General features: G+C 44.9%; 14 protein-coding genes. 3 read left to right on the top strand and 11 right to left on the bottom strand.

All coding sequences use genetic code 11. The features are described 5' to 3' along the window. Positions 1 to 139: 139 nt before the first annotated feature. Positions 140 to 2,326: an ATP-binding response regulator gene (locus tag AMBT_RS15145; protein ID WP_013785509.1), complete on the top strand. Its 2,187-nt coding sequence runs from the start codon at positions 140 to 142 to the stop codon at positions 2,324 to 2,326. A 95-nt stretch (positions 2,327 to 2,421) separates the two neighbouring features. Here the strand turns inward: AMBT_RS15145 and AMBT_RS15150 are convergent, their stop codons facing one another. From AMBT_RS15150 to rppH, 7 genes are read right to left on the bottom strand one after another with little or no spacing between them, the layout of a single operon-like run. After that, on the bottom strand, positions 2,422 to 3,381 hold the full coding sequence (locus tag AMBT_RS15150) for a sensor domain-containing diguanylate cyclase (RefSeq protein WP_013785510.1): 960 nt from the start codon (positions 3,379 to 3,381) through the stop codon (positions 2,422 to 2,424). Beyond that, positions 3,381 to 4,406, bottom strand: a complete 1,026-nt coding sequence (locus AMBT_RS15155; RefSeq protein WP_013785511.1) for a response regulator — start codon at positions 4,404 to 4,406, stop codon at positions 3,381 to 3,383. Before AMBT_RS15155 ends, AMBT_RS15150 begins: the two co-directional genes overlap by 1 nt. A 9-nt stretch (positions 4,407 to 4,415) precedes the next feature. Continuing rightward, positions 4,416 to 5,249, bottom strand: a complete 834-nt coding sequence (locus AMBT_RS15160; protein ID WP_013785512.1) for a thymidylate synthase — start codon at positions 5,247 to 5,249, stop codon at positions 4,416 to 4,418. Between the two features lie 12 nt (positions 5,250 to 5,261). Then, positions 5,262 to 6,065, bottom strand: a complete 804-nt coding sequence (lgt, locus tag AMBT_RS15165) for a prolipoprotein diacylglyceryl transferase (RefSeq protein ID WP_013785513.1) — start codon at positions 6,063 to 6,065, stop codon at positions 5,262 to 5,264. A gap of 4 nt (positions 6,066 to 6,069) precedes the next feature. Then, positions 6,070 to 6,876, bottom strand: coding sequence for a sulfite exporter TauE/SafE family protein (locus AMBT_RS15170; protein ID WP_013785514.1), 807 nt, complete (start codon positions 6,874 to 6,876; stop codon positions 6,070 to 6,072). A gap of 59 nt (positions 6,877 to 6,935) precedes the next feature. After that, positions 6,936 to 9,227, bottom strand: a complete 2,292-nt coding sequence (gene ptsP, locus AMBT_RS15175) for a phosphoenolpyruvate--protein phosphotransferase (protein ID WP_041452591.1) — start codon at positions 9,225 to 9,227, stop codon at positions 6,936 to 6,938. Between the two features lie 56 nt (positions 9,228 to 9,283). Then, positions 9,284 to 9,826: an RNA pyrophosphohydrolase gene (gene rppH / locus AMBT_RS15180; protein ID WP_041453052.1), complete on the bottom strand. Its 543-nt coding sequence runs from the start codon at positions 9,824 to 9,826 to the stop codon at positions 9,284 to 9,286. Between the two features lie 116 nt (positions 9,827 to 9,942). Here rppH and mutH point away from each other — a divergent pair, with 116 nt between their 5' ends. After that, positions 9,943 to 10,617, top strand: coding sequence for a DNA mismatch repair endonuclease MutH (gene mutH / locus AMBT_RS15185; RefSeq protein WP_013785517.1), 675 nt, complete (start codon positions 9,943 to 9,945; stop codon positions 10,615 to 10,617). A 37-nt stretch (positions 10,618 to 10,654) separates the two neighbouring features. On the opposite strand, the gene AMBT_RS15190 is transcribed toward mutH, so the two are convergent. Next, positions 10,655 to 11,740, bottom strand: a complete 1,086-nt coding sequence (locus AMBT_RS15190; protein ID WP_013785518.1) for a helix-turn-helix domain-containing protein — start codon at positions 11,738 to 11,740, stop codon at positions 10,655 to 10,657. Between the two features lie 36 nt (positions 11,741 to 11,776). Further along, on the bottom strand, positions 11,777 to 13,282 hold the full coding sequence (locus AMBT_RS15195) for a CYTH domain-containing protein (RefSeq protein WP_041452592.1): 1,506 nt from the start codon (positions 13,280 to 13,282) through the stop codon (positions 11,777 to 11,779). Positions 13,283 to 13,459: 177 nt separating this feature from the next. Between AMBT_RS15195 and AMBT_RS15200 the strand changes: the two genes are divergently transcribed. Continuing rightward, entirely contained in the window at positions 13,460 to 14,062 is a 603-nt protein-coding gene (locus AMBT_RS15200; protein ID WP_013785520.1) for a TIGR04211 family SH3 domain-containing protein, read from the top strand. A 132-nt stretch (positions 14,063 to 14,194) separates the two neighbouring features. Here the strand turns inward: AMBT_RS15200 and AMBT_RS15205 are convergent, their stop codons facing one another. Together AMBT_RS15205 and AMBT_RS15210 are read right to left on the bottom strand one after the other, a co-directional pair. Continuing rightward, positions 14,195 to 15,532, bottom strand: a complete 1,338-nt coding sequence (locus AMBT_RS15205; protein ID WP_013785521.1) for a sensor histidine kinase — start codon at positions 15,530 to 15,532, stop codon at positions 14,195 to 14,197. Next, positions 15,525 to 16,205: a response regulator transcription factor gene (locus AMBT_RS15210; protein ID WP_013785522.1), complete on the bottom strand. Its 681-nt coding sequence runs from the start codon at positions 16,203 to 16,205 to the stop codon at positions 15,525 to 15,527. Before AMBT_RS15210 ends, AMBT_RS15205 begins: the two co-directional genes overlap by 8 nt. Positions 16,206 to 16,208: the final 3 nt, after the last annotated feature.

A 16,208-nucleotide genomic window follows, 5' to 3' on the forward strand; every position in this document is an offset into this window, starting at 1 on the left:
TTCACTTGGCTTCAATGTAGCCGATTAAAACGTAGTAGTAGTGGGTTTGGCGAAAGCCCTATGGCTAAGTAAAAAGCCAGTAACGGCAAAGAAATAACCAAGAAAAGGCCAAAAGTAGGCGTAGTAGCATGGAGTCGCTATGAGCAAGAATGAAGTACCGTTTAACGAAGCAACGCATTGGAATTTATACATCGCTACAGGGTTTGCCGTAGTTATATTGTGTTTTTTCGCCTACCTATACCACTTTTTACACACCCACTATACGTTGTCGCAATCGCTAAGTGCGAGCAACTCACTGCATCATGCACTCATTGAAATAGAAAACCATATTGAGACACTTACTAAGCCACAACCTTCAGATGAAATAGCCACTATTCAGAGGGAATTAATGCCCCTTGTCGTTGAAGCAAAGTATCACTTTCAACATGCTTTTTTAATTGACGATGCGCATTTCGATGACTTTAATACCCAAGCACTCAGTTTAGATGCCTATATCAGCGAACAACAAATGAGCACTTCACTTTCACTTCCCGAGCAGGTGAAAGTCACTTTTTATTTGCTCCGTACTATTGTTGGTTTACCCCCTAGTGAAGTAGCGGGTTATCTATCCCCCCCGCTTCAGCTTTCGCCACTCATTAGAGATATTCGGCTTCAAGAACAAATCACCTTGAATCGGTTGAGTCACAGTGCTCAGAACCTCAAGGTAAGCTTGTTCGTGATTACCGCCTTGTTAGCACTTTCTCTTATGGCGCTGTGGCTATTTGTTTTCTCAAAAATCAACCAAAATAGAACTCGCCTACTTAAGAAAGAAGCGCATATCTCTTCGAAATATCGAGAATCTGAAGCCTTACTTGAGAATGAAAAGCGCGACTTCCTAAACTTAATGAGCCACGAGTTTAGAGGACCAATTAGTGCCATCATTACTGCACTAGAACTTATTCCTAACATGAAACAGCAGCAAGGAAAGCTTATTCAACAAGCTGAGCAATCATGCTATCGGCTATTGAATTTAACCAACAACTTGCTGGATATCTTGTCGATTGGCAACGAACAAGATAAACACATCGGTCGTGTTGACCTCATCAGCTTGCTCGACGAATGCATTGCCCCTTACTCCGTTCAGGTTAGAGGGAAAAAAGTCGAATTCACGATGCATTGCAACCATAGCGTACCGCACTTTATTGAAGGGGATGCCACAAACTTATCTAAAGTCATCCGCAACACGTTAGACAATGCCGTTAAGTTTACACCCAATGGCATTATCCACGTAGATGTCACAACTTTGGTGAAAAACAAAAAAATATTTTTAGTCATAAAAGTTAAAGACTCAGGACTAGGTATTGCAGATGACATAAAACCTAAAATTTTTGAACGCTTTTTCCGTGGCGAACAGCCGCTAGATCATCGGTTTCCCGGTGCAGGTATCGGGCTCACCGTGGTACAAAAAAGTATTAATCAACTCGGTGGCAGCCTTTCATTTACTAGCCAAGAAGGCATTGGCACTGAATTTGTTGCCACTATACCCATTGCGCCTTTACAAGATACCGAAGCACCCAAAACTAGCACTAGCAATGCGCGCTTCGCTATCGTTGATGATTTAGAAATTTCTCGACTGCATATTCAAAATATTATTACGGGCGAAGGGTTTTCCGCCCGTTGTTTTGCTTCAGGCTCAGACCTACTAAGTCTGCATGATGAGCTACTACAATACACTGCCATTTTCGCCGATCTTTACATGCCGGGTATCGATGGCTTAGAGCTTACTCGAACACTTCATGCTATTTATGGAAAACGTACGCCCCCCATTGTGGTGCTATCGGCAACACCGGATATTGCCAATGTGATTGCAAATAGCCAATTAGATATATGGCAGTCTTTTGTTAAACCTGTTGATAAGAACCGTATTGTGGATACCCTTCACCATTTGGCGCAACCGAACAAGTCCGCCTATCAAGCAGTGAATCATGCCAAAATACTGGTGGTAGAAGATGAACTTATCAATGCACAAATGCTAGAAAACATGCTGATATGCATGGGCCACTCGCCAAAGACTGTCACCAATGGTAATGACGCCATTATTCAGGCTCGTGAAGAGTCTTACGACGCTATTTTGTTAGATATTAATTTACCTGATATAAGCGGTTTAGAAGTGGCAAAAATTATTAAAGAGAATAAGCCGAACATTCCTATAATTGCTATTACGGCTAACGCACATAAAGACGATAGAAAGGCCTCTGAGCTTGCAGGTATTCGCTACCACTTGGTCAAGCCTGTAACCTTTCAAGAATTGAAAAATACGCTTGGATTGACGCTGCTAAAGTTATAGAGCGTAGACGCAGAGGTAGACGCAGAGTTAGTGTGTAATAAGCGCACCACCAACTCTGTTTTATACTACCGAAAACGACGATGTAAATAGCAGCGTTACGCTCCGGCCAGCGCGCTAATACAGTATTTGTTTCGACCACTTTCTTTAGCTTCGTAAAGCGCCTGATCGGCTTTCTCAAGCCAAGCCATAGAGCTTTTACTGTGAGGGTCGAATTCAGCTAAGCCTAAACTCACTGTAAAGGTAATTTCTTCACCATCATGCTCTACCACCAAACGCTCGGCCAAACGACGAATACGCTCAGCGACTATGACGGCTTTTTCAACGGAGGAATCGGTGAGAATAACGGCAAATTCTTCGCCGCCATAACGGCCAGCTAAATCGGTTTCTCGGACACAGCGCTTAATAAGGGCAGAAAGCATTTGAATAACTTTATCGCCAGCTTGGTGACCATAAGTATCGTTCACTTTTTTAAAGTGATCGATATCTAACATCATTGCAGTGCTTGCCTTATCTTGGCGCTTCGCTAACTTATAAGATTGCTCAAAACGCTCCTGCCAGTATCGACGATTAAACAGCCCCGTTAAGCCATCAATTCGACTGGCTGTTTTCAGCTCTTCATTCAGTCTTTCCATACCAATTTTGCTAAGTGCTTGGTCTGTCACGTCATAAACTACGATACAGAACCTCTCAACCTCACCGGTTTCAGAAATTAAGGGAAACATGGTCACGTTCTGATACATGTAACTGGCTTGGCAAGTAATGGGCCTATTGCCGCCAAATTTAAATAAATATTGGCGCTGTTCCCAAATAATAAATACAGGACTTTTTAAGTTGAAGACCGGACCTGATTTAAGCCTTAACCATTTTTCATCTATTTCTGAAAAATGGTTAAACAACGAGGTGCCTTTAATATCGTGCGGTGGAATGGAAGAGTGGTTTTCCATGAATTTATTCCACTCCTCTACATTGAAATCTCTATCTAACACGACAATACCTACTTCGATAGAGTCGAGCAGTTCAGCAGGCAAATTTCCGTTTTGGGTGAGTGAAATCATTATGAAGCTTCCTTGTCTACATCCACTAAACGACCATAAATATGGTTCATCGCTTCATCGGGAAACAGCAGTAACAAGTCGAATGCAATATCTCTGGCTTTAATAGCGTAACCAATCTCGATTGCCATGACTTTGCCCCACTTCTTAACATTGTCGTTTAGTAACGCAGCTAGCCCCTGATGACGACCGAGCAATACAGGAAGCGTATGGCTAAACGACACGTTTAATTGTTCAGACAGTCCATTTAGGCATGCGCCGATTAAAATGTTCGACACATCCATTAACGCTTCAAGCTCTAGGCTGCCAGTAGATTGATGGGCATCGTATTTTAATAACTCAACAATGTTTTGTGAGTTAATATCATTGAAAATAACCAGCGCTTCACCGCGAATTCCCGCACTGACAAAACCTTTCGATACTGCCGACACACAGTCGTTGCGATTTATCTCGGCTATGGCCATCGACAGTTCATTACTTTCTAGCAAATTGACATTGGGAATAGGCAGGTCGACAAACTCGCCCATAAGCTGCGCTAGGCTTTCACCGGCTCGCCCCATAGCAATATTCACCATTTCACGGTACGCATCTAGCTTGTCTTCCAATGACGATGCATCGGTGTCTCTTGCAACGGCTTCTCGCTGTACTGCAGTAGAAACACCACTATAAATGCCGTAGGAGGATAAAATATTGGTGAGCTTTTCGTTATCAATTGGTTTACGAATGAAATCGATGGCACCTAAGGCTAGCATTCGTTCTCGCGCTTGCGCTTGTACGTCTCCTGATACCACGATAACCAAGCAAGGTAAGTCTTCCTTACGAATGGCCTCCATGGTTTCATAGCCATCCATAACAGGCATATTCAAGTCAAGAAAGACCACATCACCTTTACCAGCACGGATAACCTCAAGGGCTTCTTGTCCATTACCGGCAAATGAAATCTCAACCTCCCAACTATCTGGGATACTGCGTGCCATTTGGCGTCGTGCAAAACCTGAATCATCACATATAAGAATAGGTGTAGACACAAAACCTCCTTATATTGCGACGGGTGCTTTGATATGGGGATGAGAATGATAGCCTTTAAGCGTAAAGTCCTCAAATGAAAAATCAAAAATGTCTTTCACGCTTTTGTTTAATTCCATAACGGGCGGCGCGAAAGGCTCTCGGCTTAACTGCAGGTCAACTTGCTCTAGATGATTACTATATAAATGCGCATCACCTAAGGTCAGGATGAAATCACCTGGCTCAAGGTCACACACTTGGGCGATCATCATGGTAAGTAAAGCATAGCTAGCAATATTGAAAGGAATACCTAAGAAAATATCACCGCTGCGTTGATATAGCTGACAGCTCAATTTGCCATCAAGCACATAGAATTGAAACATAGTATGACACGGTGGCAATGCTTGCTTACCCATACTCGCATTTTCACGTGGCGAATATTGCGTATCTGGCAAGACAGACGGATTCCATGCACTGACAATAAGACGGCGAGAATCTGGGTTGGTTTTAATTTGTTCAATCACATCAGCTATCTGATCGATAGTGGTGCCATCGCCATTGTCCCAACTGCGCCACTGCTTACCGTAAACAGGGCCTAGTTCACCCTCTTCTGTTGCCCAACCATCCCAAATGCTCACGCCATTCTCTTTCAAATAAGCGATATTACTTTCGCCTTTCAAGAACCATAGCAGTTCGTGAATAATAGATTTGAGGTGGCATTTTTTAGTGGTAACTAACGGAAAGCCTTGTTGTAAGTCAAACCGCATTTGATAGCCAAATACACTTAACGTGCCGGTTCCAGTGCGGTCTTCCTTTTTTACACCTGTATCACGTACATGGCGCATCAATGCGAGATATTCTTTCATCTTTCTTCTTATTTATTGTTTAGTTTGTTGCTGTTGGCGGGTGTAGGCGCGCACTATTAGCCCTATGCCTAATGCAATCATAGGTAAACATAATAGCTGCCCTTGGCTAAGCCCCATTTGGTATAAACCAATGTGAGCATCTGGCTCTCTAAAGTATTCCACGATAAAACGGAAACTCCCATAACCAAGTAAAAAGACACCACTTACCGCGCCAACCGGTCGAGGTTTGGCAGAATAAAGCCACAAAATAACAAACAATAATACGCCTTCCAAGGCAAATTCATATAACTGGGAAGGATGGCGAGGCACATTACCGGCGTTTGGGAAAATGATAGCCCAAGGCACATCAGTGGTACGGCCCCATAATTCAGCGTTAAGGAAGTTTCCGATGCGTCCTGCGCCTAAACCAATGGGAACTAGTGGTGCGACGAAATCGCCTAATTGCAAGAAGGTGGCTTTCATTCGCTTAGCTTGCCACATTAACGCCACTAATACGCCAACAAGCCCGCCATGGAACGACATACCACCGGCCCATATTTTAAACAGGTAGAGGGGGTTTTCTAGAAACATGCCAAACTGATAGAAGAACACATAGCCAATACGACCACCTAAAATCACACCAACAAAGCTCCAGAACAATAAGTCGCTAAGTTGATCTCGCGTCCATTCAGTGCGCGACAAACGCTTCTGCGCTAACAAATACGCGGCAATAAAACCAACGAGGTACATCATGCCGTACCAACGGACACTTAATGGCCCGAGGCTAAAAATAATAGGGTCTATACTGGGAAAAACCAAATAACTGCTTTCAGCCATACGCTTAATTAATTCCTACAAACATTTTGATACTTACCAACACTAACAAACACGCTAGCATTGCTTTTAAAACTCGAGTATTTACCCGCTGGCCCAGCTTAGCGCCGATACCTGCGGTAAATATTGATGTGGTGACAATACCTGCTGTGGCGGGCAAATATACGTAACCTAAACTCCACTGTGGCATACCTGCTTGCTGCCAGCCCGCAGCAACAAAACTAGCGGTGCCAAATACTGCGATTAGCAAGCCACTAAATGCCGCGCAGCCAATCGCCAATCTTATGTTAATTCTGAACCACACTAAAGCTGGTACTAACAAGGCGCCACCACCAACACCCATCAGTGCGCTAATTAAACCTGTGCCGCTACCCACGCAACTTAGCACCCATGGCGATGCTTCGCTGTCTGATGTTTTCTGCTTACCAAATATCATTTGTGCGGCAATAATAATAACCAAAACCGCAAAGATGTCTTTTAATAGCGCACCGGAAATATGACTGGCAATTTGCGCCCCTAAGATAGCACCTATTGCTATACCAAACCCAGTATAAAGCACCGTTGGTTTATGGATATTACCTAAGCGATAGTGTGCGAACGCAGACGACATGCCCGTAAAAATGATGGTAGAAAGTGAGGTAGCTATGGCCACCGGCATCACAGTCTCAACGGTCATACCAGCAAAGTGAATCAGTAAGTAGGAGAGTACAGGAACGATGATAAGACCACCACCTATACCTAACATACCTGCTAATAGCCCCACGACCACGCCGAGGGCCAAGCAGCTTACAAAAATGATGGTTAACGGTTCCATTCAAAATCCTTTATCGCACAGCAGAATCTAGCATTTACAACGCTAGCGCCATGCCTGTTTTACGCACCTGCCCGTATTAACCCACCTAAGCCTTTTGTTTCTAAATATTCGTTTAAATGTCCGAATACTTGTTCATGGCTTTGCGACGTTAACGCGAGAGAAAGAAGCTGTTTGCTTTCCGCCAGCGAAACCTTACGAATAAGCCAATTAATTTTTCGAATATTGAACGCATTCATACTTAAACGACGATACCCCATGCCCATTAATAAAATAGCACCTGCCGGTTCACCGGCAATCTCGCCGCAAATGGTAACAGGGATTTGGTTCTCGTTTGATTGCTGCACAATGTCGTAGAGTGCAGCCAATACCGCAGGATGGTAGCTGTTGTACAGCCCCGCCACACGAGTATTGTTTCTGTCTACCGCCAACAAGTATTGCGTTAAGTCGTTACTGCCCACCGAGAAGAAATCTACGTGTTTCGCAAGCTGCGGCAGTTGATACAATACCGAGGGTACTTCTAACATGATACCTAACTTAGGCCGCTGAAGTACTTCACCCGACTCACAAACCTCGTCACATATCTCAAAGTAGGCTTGGTTAACTAAGCGCTTGGCTTCTTGCACTTCTGCCACCGTGGATATCATTGGTAACATAATGCGTAGGTTTTTAAGCCCAATACTGGCTCTTAGCATGGCCCGTACTTGTACCAAGAATATCTCGGGGTGATCGAGTGTTAACCGTATGCCCCGCCACCCTAAGAACGGGTTCTCTTCATTGATGGGGAAATAAGGAAGGGGTTTGTCTCCTCCCACATCAAGGGTACGCATGGTAATCGGTAAATCGGGTGCCGACTCTAAGATTTGGCGATAAAGCTCAACTTGCTCTTGCTCAGAAGGAAAACGCTCCCGTAGCATAAAGGGAATTTCAGTACGGTACAGACCAATACCCGAGCCAATATGCCCAGCATTAAGCTCGGCTTCAGCAGACAAACCCGCATTGATGTATAGCGACATGCGACAGCCATCTACGCTTTCACAAGGCTGCCCGGCTTCGGCGTCTATGCGCTCGGTTATTGCCGACTCTTCTTCAATAAGCTGAATAAATTCAGTTTTGATGTTCCGCTCTGGGGAAACAATTACCTCACCTGCATAACCATCGAGTAAAAGCTCTTTACCCTCAAGCAGTGCAGGAGACACATTCTGACACCCCATCACCGCAGGCACACCCATTGCCCTTGCTAAAATAGCGGCATGAGAGTTGTTTGACCCCCGTATAGAGATAATGCCTTTGAGCTTTTCTCTTGGAAACTCAGCCAGCATGGTTGCCGATACTTCATCGGCCACCAAAATACTATCTTCGGTGGCGAGTTTTTCTACCAGCTTTTGCCCTTGGCCTTCGGTAAGAATATTCGCCAAAATACGATCGGAAAGGTCGACGATATCGATGGCACGCTCTTGCATGTAAGGGTCGTCCATCGCGCGAAAACGTGCGGCGTAATTTTCGACCACCATTTTAAGTGACGACGCAGCATCCCAACCTTGCCTGATTTTCTCTTCTACCTCGCGGCCTAAGCTATTGGCATCAAGTAAATGGTGATAAAGCTGAAATATGGATTTAACGTCATCTGGAATATCGTCATCTAAACTTTTCGATAATCCATCCACGTGTTGGCGCGTGACTTCCACGCCTTTGCGGTAGGTTTGGATTTCGTCGTTTGGATTTTTACTGCGTTTAACAACCCAGTTTTTTAAATTAAGTGACTTATCTGGTGAGAAGCCTTTACCAATTGCTAAGCCGGGCGAACCCGCAATACCAGAGACATTTTTTTGCAGTGCAATACTGTTTACATTGGCGGTATTGTTTAGTGCGCCGCGCATGTCAGCATTGGTAATTTCAAGCGCTAGCTGGGCAGCGAGGGTGACTAAGAATGCTTCTTCGTCTTCACTGAAACGGCGCATTTCACTTTGCTGTAGGGTAATGACGCCTAACACTTTACGCTGGTGAATAATGGGCGTACCCAAAAATGCGTTGTAATTTTCTTCTTTAACTTCAGGGTAGTGTTTGAATCGAGGATGATGCTGGGCGTTAACAATGTTAAGCGGTTCTTCACGCTGACCGACTAAGCCAATTAAGCCTTCAGAAAAGCCTATATGAACTTGCTCTACTGCATCAGGGTGCAGACCGTCGGTAGCCTTTAGAATAAAGGTTTGTTTCTCGTAATCGGCAAGATAAATAGAGCATGAGTCTACATCCAGCGTTTGTTTAACGCGAGATGCCAGACGAAACAAGGCAGTATCTAGCGCAGGAATTTGATTCATTTCCTGCACGATACGTTTAAGCGTGGTTAACATTGCGCCTTTGTGACCCTGAGTGTCCAATCGCTACTCCCTATACTTTGCTCGTTCGCCTAGCCTCGTCTACGCTTTTTACCGCGCTTTTGCGACGACGTATTATGGCGCTGTTGTGGACGCTGTTGAGCAGCCATTACAACAGGGGAAAACTCCTTCATAACCCGACGGTAGACGTCTCGCTTGAACGACACGACATTTCTAATTGGATACCAATAGCTCACCCAACGCCAATCATCAAATTCTGGGTGCCCTGTTTTCAATACATTCACGTCCCGCTCATTACAGTCAAGCTGCAGCAGGAACCACTTTTGTTTTTGGCCTATACAGACCGGATTACTTCCCTGACGAATTAATCGCTTAGGAAGCTTATATCTAAGCCAGTTACGTGTAACACTTAAAATGGTGACATCTTTCGGCGTCAGTCCCACTTCTTCGTGCAGCTCGCGGTACATAGCTTGTTCGGCAGATTCCCCTTCATCAATTCCGCCTTGAGGGAACTGCCATGAATGTTGACCATAACGCCTTGCCCAAAATATTTGACCCATTTTGTTGCAAATCACTATGCCCACATTCGCACGGAATCCATCGGCATCTATCACATAGACTCCCGGGCACACTATACTTTTATATCTCTGCATTCTTCCATAATATATACACCATTCAAAGCATTAATCGAAATTCATGCTTTCCTTATAGAAAATTACTGAGCTGAACTATGCGTCCACCCGAGTCTCCACCTGAAAATTCAACCACGTTATTAGCGCGCTGTGACGCCATTGCGGGCTTAACCTTGGGAGAATTAGCCCATATGGCTGACGTTGCCATACCAGAAAACTTACAGCGTCATAAAGGTTGGCCAGGCATGTTAATTGAACGTTGGCTAGGGGCCAGTGCCGGCTCTAAACCTCAGCAAGACTTCCCAGAGCTGGGTATTGAACTTAAAACTATTCCCATCGATGCCAATTTTATGCCTCTTGAAACCACCTATGTTTGCTACGCCCCCTTATTGATGCAGCCAGGGTTAACGTGGGAAACAAGCAGTGTACGCAATAAAATTCAACAAGTGCTGTGGTTACCTATTGAGGGAGACAGGCGCATACCATTGGCGCAGCGCAGAGTCGCCAGTGCGTTTTATTGGCAGCCGAGTGCACTAGAAGATGCGATGTTAAAACAAGACTGGGAAGAGCTTACAGAGCAAATACTGACGGGGCATGTAGAATCAATCACTTCTCGACAAGGCGAGGCGTTGCACCTTCGCCCTAAGGCTGCTAGCGGCAAAGTATTAACTGATGCTTTAGGTCCGCAAGGCGAGCGAATTAAAACTCGCCCTCGTGGGTTCTACTTGCGTAAAACCTTTACCCAGCAGGTGCTTTATAATGCGTTTAGCTAGCATGGCTTTGTAGATTAAATAAACAAAGCCTACTGAACTAGTGTGGTTCTTGGCTATTGCGCAGGTATTTCACTAACACATCGCCTAAAAACTTTTCAGAATTAAGACCTAAGCGTTTCGCCACTTTTGCTATTTTGGCATCACTTCGCAGCAGTACATTTTTGGCGTAGTCCAGCCGGTACTGGTACACAAAACCGCGAAAGTTTTTCTTAAGCTCTAAGTGCAAGGCAATCGCCAAGGTGGTGGGATCGACTCCTGCCTCATCGCTAAAGTCTTTCAATGTTAGCCCCAGCTTCTTGTAGTTTTTACCATCAATCATGGTGCGCTTAGCTTGACCAATGACCGCTCGCACTTCGGCTGGCTTTACTGCACCTTCATCCAGCCGCTCGTAATCTAAAGGCGACGGTGACGTTACCCTAGGAAAAGTAAGGCTGAATAGCACCACGAGCAGAGAAACGCCAAGGGCCGTATGATGTAGGCTTTCCCAAAAAGGCACTGCAAAAAAGCCAAAGGTGGCAGCAGTCACCAGCAAAATACTGGCAAACGCCACAACAACCGTATTTGCCATGACGCTGGCAAGTCTTGGTACGCGAAACTCTTGAACGTCAACCGCCTGTTCGGGTAAATGCCTATGATACATTTGAATGTGTTCAATGATGAGAATACCAATGAGCAACACGCAGAACCCTGTAGTTAACGAAGCTAAGTAAGCTGGCCATAACATTAATGGCTCGCCACTTGGGGAGGCTTCTAACCACAATAGCTTGTCTTCAGTGGGAATAAGCAAAATAGTTAGTTGCAGCACGGCCATTACCCAAAAAGGCACCCACAATCGAGAACGTTTAGACGGATAAGCCAAAAGCATGGGCTTTACCATTCTATAGCTACAGCTCATTAATAGCACCGCAAAGACGTCTGACAGCCCATAAAGGGGCGCCAGTTGGGTTAACTGCCACAACCGCATCCATTCATCTAGCATGAAAATGGGCCAGCTCAGAATAGCCGCAGCTAGCCAAGGGCTCTGAAATATACGGTGGCGATAATACACAAATCTTATTACCACAATAAAATAGAAGAACAGCGCCGCATAAAGGGCGTAGTCATACACCATATCTGCTTTCACCTTACTACATCCTTGTTCACGATTTACCTAGTGTCATTACCAGTAAATATCTCGTTCTAACGCCACAGCGCGGGTTCGCTCCATGACTTTCACGAGCACGGTCAGCTTACTGCTTGTCCACTTACTAAGTTCATCTTGTGTCTCTAATTCGGAGTCTTGTACCGCTTGGCGAAGCATAAGTAACGCATTAAGCTCCTCTATGCCGGTTAACAAATCTAACCAAGGTGCTCTGAAGTTACCCCGCTCTTCTAAAAACAAATCCCCAAGTAAAAAACCGCTCCACAAGGTTTGTCGAAGCACAACTTCTACCAACGTATAGTTGGCGGGGCCCATGGTTTTATTGGCTGGCATACTTTGCTGCACCGTTTGCCACCCCTGAGATAACCACCCTTTGGCATGATCTAATACCAGCAAATCGTACCCTGTAGCTTCTCTACGCCATGGTTTTGCGTTAATTAAGTCGATAGCTTTCAGCTTAATATCGGTAGCCATGCTGTCGAAAAATAAACTGGCTGGGTCATGTGCATGCAGCAGCCCTGCTTTACGTCCCTGCAAATAACTGACAATAGCCGGGTGTTTGCTTAAGGTTTTGTGGAACAGGCTCTTTTTAGACAATAAATACCGTAAGCTTTGCAAGTCATCTTGCCAGGCCCATTGCTGTGCGTAAGCAATAAGCTTTTTATGCAACGCAAGCATTTCTGGGCACTGTAAAACAGGTAAATACAAAGACACACTTTGTAACAGCAAGCGCACGCTCTTGGCCACTTCAGCTAAGGTTTTAATAGAGCCACTTTCAATAAATACATACTCATGGTGCTGCCAATGGGCTAAAGCCAATTGAAGTGCGCTTGAAAAGGCTTCTTCGGTAGACGATTTTGGATTTAGCGGCAAAAAGTCTGGCAAGGGTTTTACTTTGGCGTTAAAGCCATGCAGTAGCTGATACCCTTGCGCCGCTTTAGACACGTCGCTTAGCCTGACATCCATACAACTATTTATGTGCGTTGCCAATATAAAGAGGCTGTCTAGGTCTCCACTTTGCAATTCTAGCTCAATTTCATTAATGGGCGAGCTGGCTTTATCGGTAGCCGCCTCACCGCAATCAAGCACTACCTCTACGCGACTCTTCTCTACCTCTACAATATAAGCATGGCGAGTAAAGTGGGTACTAAATTGCTTTTCCAATTTGCTGTTCATGCTGGGAATATTCCAGCTAGAAGGCCACACTGAAGTATCAAACAGGGTTAAGTCGGGTTCAGGTGCATCAAGGTCAATGTTGTATTCTGCACGTTGATGTAACCCACCACTGACTTTCCCATTGGTTTTTAAGGTTTGCTCGTAGCTGCCATTATTGCCGCGCACACGAAAACCCATCTTACTTTCTTGAAAATCGTGATTTACCGTATCGTAGTAATCGTTTTCAAGCCGAAGTTCGGTGTGGGAAATTAGGGTAATATTATTTTTTTCAAAAAGAGGAAGTACGCGGTCTTTGAATGCTTGATGCGCACCATCTCGAGTAACAAATTTTAGTTCAATTTCAGACATATTTGCGCTGTGGCACACGTGATAATGATGCAACTTTACCTGTGTCCAAACTAATTCGCAATGACACCGTTAATTGGTTGCGATGAAATTAACCAGTAGACAAAAGTGGAACAAACTTGCCTTTATCGCGGTCAACCAATACCATCTCCATGTTTTAGACGAGTATTTGGACTACCTATGATTCGAAAGTGGTTAGCAGTTGCCCTTTTTGCATGCTCTTGCCAAGCGCTGGCTCTTCAAGAGAGCGATACGCTAGAAGCGTCGTCGTCGCACTATATTCGCGATGATTTATTTATTTTTTTACATACGGGCCCAGGCCGGAACTACCGTATTCTAGGGTCTGTAGAGGCCGGCACACCAATTACGGTGCTAGACCGTGATGCAGATGCAGAATTCACGCAAGTGACCGATGATGAAGGTCGTAAGGGGTGGGTTGAATCAAAGTATGTGACGACAGAAATGTCACAAGCTGAGAAGCTTCCTATGCTAAGTGAGCAGTTAGCACAAAGCCAAACCAGCTTACAAACTACTCAGCGCGAGAATGCGAACCTGCGTCAGCAGCTGAATGATGCGCGCCAGCAAATTACCCAACTCACAACAGATACTGAACAGCAAAGCAACGATATTAAACGCTTGAGTGCTCAGGTAGAAAGTGCCGATAGAGATGAATTGGTCACTTGGTTCACCCGTGGCGGTATGGTAGCTGGGATCGGTATTTTATTAGGTGTTTTGATTACCTATATGCCGAAAAAGCGTAACCGCAGTAAAGAGTGGATGTAATTTTTGCGAGCACTCGCGATAACGCTGGTACCAAAAATGCTGGTACCAAAAATATAAATCGAAAAAGCGGCTTTTAAGCCGCTTTTTTTATTTCAGGAACACACACCATGCACACAAAAACGAACGCATTGATTAAGTATCTAAATCATTCGGTTCATGGAGTTCAAGTTTAACCTGATATCCACTAGGCACAGCCCCCGCTTCAAATTGCCATTCCAGCTTCTCTGTTAGCTTAGTTATTAATTTAAGGCCTAAGCCGTAACCGGTATCGTCTAGCTCTGGCTTTTGAAGCATAGCATCATCAGCATTGTCTACACCGCCCTCTTGCTCATGATTTTCTACCGTTAATGTATTGCCCTGTAAATTAATTTTCACCACACCGCAGTCGGTATGCTGAAAGGCATTACGAATAACATTACCGATAATTATTCTACTGGCCGTATCAGGAAGGTACATTTCGGTACTCGGTACGATTAACTCAACCTCCACCGATTTTCCTTTTAGTAAATAACCAAGGTCGTCACAGAGCTGTCGCACCATTTCTGACACATCAACATTATGATAAGGCAAAGCTTGGTCGTTATCGCGGGCAAGCCAAAGCAAGGTTTCAGTTAAGTCCGTCATGGTTTTCGACGCATTATCAATACGCGCTAAAGCGTTTACCCTTTTACTGTTGGTAGTCAGCATATGCGCTTGTTGCTGTTCTTTTGATAACACCCGTTGCAATAGTTCGGTGCTGCTACGTATCACTGCAATAGGGGTGCGTAGTTCATGGCTAGCATGATTCACAAAGGTGCGCTCTCGCTCCAGCGTTTGCCTAACACTTTGCAAACTGCTGTGAATGAGAGAAGCGAGTACATTAAGTTCTTGATACCTAAATGTTGGAATAGGCGCATCAAGTTGCTTTTCATCCAGCCCCGCAGCCCACTGTTGAAGTGTCTCAACGGGCTTGGTTACACTGCGCATAATCAATAGCAAGATGGCGGCAAAGATGCCTAGAGCCGCTAATCCTATCGCCATACTCATCACTTCATGACTAAGCCACGCTGGCTTCCCACCACTAGGCTTTGGCCCCGTAAATAACTGTGACACGTAACGTACGTCTCCATTTTCTAACGGCACCATCATCAAGAACCTTGCAGCATGGGGGCGAGCAAGAAACCATTCTCTCTCGATGACTTTTTCCAACTGATAGGGTTTGAGCTCTTTATCTGCAAACGACTTGAGAATTTCATCTGGTTGCTGGTCTAATCGTGCACTAATGTAGAAATTCAACGTGTTTTCGGGTGCGTCTTCCGATATGTCCATAGTCGTCGCGAAACGCACCATAGTGTGCCGTAACATACCGTCCATACCTTGAAAGAAACGCTCTGAAGAGAGTAAAGAAAATGAGGTTATCAATACGCAACCCACAGCAAGCAGTGTCCACAACACATAACGCCGCAAGCTTAAATGCAAGCCTTTAACCATGGTCTACATCCTCGGCTAGATAAAAGCCGCTATTCGGCTTACTTAATACTGAAATAGAGGCTTTAGCTTGCTCTAAGCCTTTACGCAAATGATGCATATGCACTTTAAGCACATTACTTTCTGGCACACTGTCTTTCCAAGCGGCTTCAATAAGGCGCTCGCGACTCACCACATCGCCCTTTGCCTGCATTAGCTTTTTAAGCAGTGCATAGGTAATAGGGCTGAGTTTGATGTTATTACTACCTGCTTGCGCTTCTTGACCATTAATTTTTAAGGTTACATTACCCATGACTAGCTGATTCACTTGTGCTGAGCGACGCCCTGATAAAGCAGTAACTCGCGCGACTAATTCAGCCATCGCAAATGGCTTTATCAAATAATCGTCGGCTCCTTTTTGAAAGCCGGTGAGCTTGTCTTCAAGCTGATCCCGCGCAGTAAGCATTATAACCGGGATATCGTTTCCATCGTTTCGCATACGCTCACAGACGCTGAATCCGTCTAGTCGAGGCAAGTTGATATCAAGCACTAATACATCGTACTGATGCTGATCAATAAGTTGCAACGCAGCCACGCCATTGCTGGCATGATCGCACTGCATATCTTCTAACTCTAAGTAGTCAAGGACGTTACCGGCCAACCCAATATCATCCTCCACTAACAATACCCGAATCATTGC

The organism is Alteromonas naphthalenivorans, assembly GCF_000213655.1.
Lineage (GTDB): Bacteria > Pseudomonadota > Gammaproteobacteria > Enterobacterales > Alteromonadaceae > Alteromonas > Alteromonas naphthalenivorans.

Excerpts from the sequence above, each read along its gene's own strand:
- AMBT_RS15210 (WP_013785522.1), bottom strand. The coding sequence starts at position 16,205 with ATGATTCGGGTATTGTTAGTGGAGGATGATATTGGGTTGGCCGGTAAC.
- ptsP (WP_041452591.1), bottom strand. The coding sequence starts at position 9,227 with ATGTTAACCACGCTTAAACGTATCGTGCAGGAAATGAATCAAATTCCT.
- AMBT_RS15200 (WP_013785520.1), top strand. The coding sequence starts at position 13,460 with ATGATTCGAAAGTGGTTAGCAGTTGCCCTTTTTGCATGCTCTTGCCAA.
- AMBT_RS15170 (WP_013785514.1), bottom strand. The coding sequence starts at position 6,876 with ATGGAACCGTTAACCATCATTTTTGTAAGCTGCTTGGCCCTCGGCGTG.
- mutH (WP_013785517.1), top strand. The coding sequence starts at position 9,943 with ATGCGTCCACCCGAGTCTCCACCTGAAAATTCAACCACGTTATTAGCG.
- AMBT_RS15150 (WP_013785510.1), bottom strand. The coding sequence starts at position 3,381 with ATGATTTCACTCACCCAAAACGGAAATTTGCCTGCTGAACTGCTCGAC.
- lgt (WP_013785513.1), bottom strand. The coding sequence starts at position 6,065 with ATGGCTGAAAGCAGTTATTTGGTTTTTCCCAGTATAGACCCTATTATT.
- AMBT_RS15145 (WP_013785509.1), top strand. The coding sequence starts at position 140 with ATGAGCAAGAATGAAGTACCGTTTAACGAAGCAACGCATTGGAATTTA.
- AMBT_RS15160 (WP_013785512.1), bottom strand. The coding sequence starts at position 5,249 with ATGAAAGAATATCTCGCATTGATGCGCCATGTACGTGATACAGGTGTA.
- AMBT_RS15205 (WP_013785521.1), bottom strand. The coding sequence starts at position 15,532 with ATGGTTAAAGGCTTGCATTTAAGCTTGCGGCGTTATGTGTTGTGGACA.
- AMBT_RS15195 (WP_041452592.1), bottom strand. The coding sequence starts at position 13,282 with ATGTCTGAAATTGAACTAAAATTTGTTACTCGAGATGGTGCGCATCAA.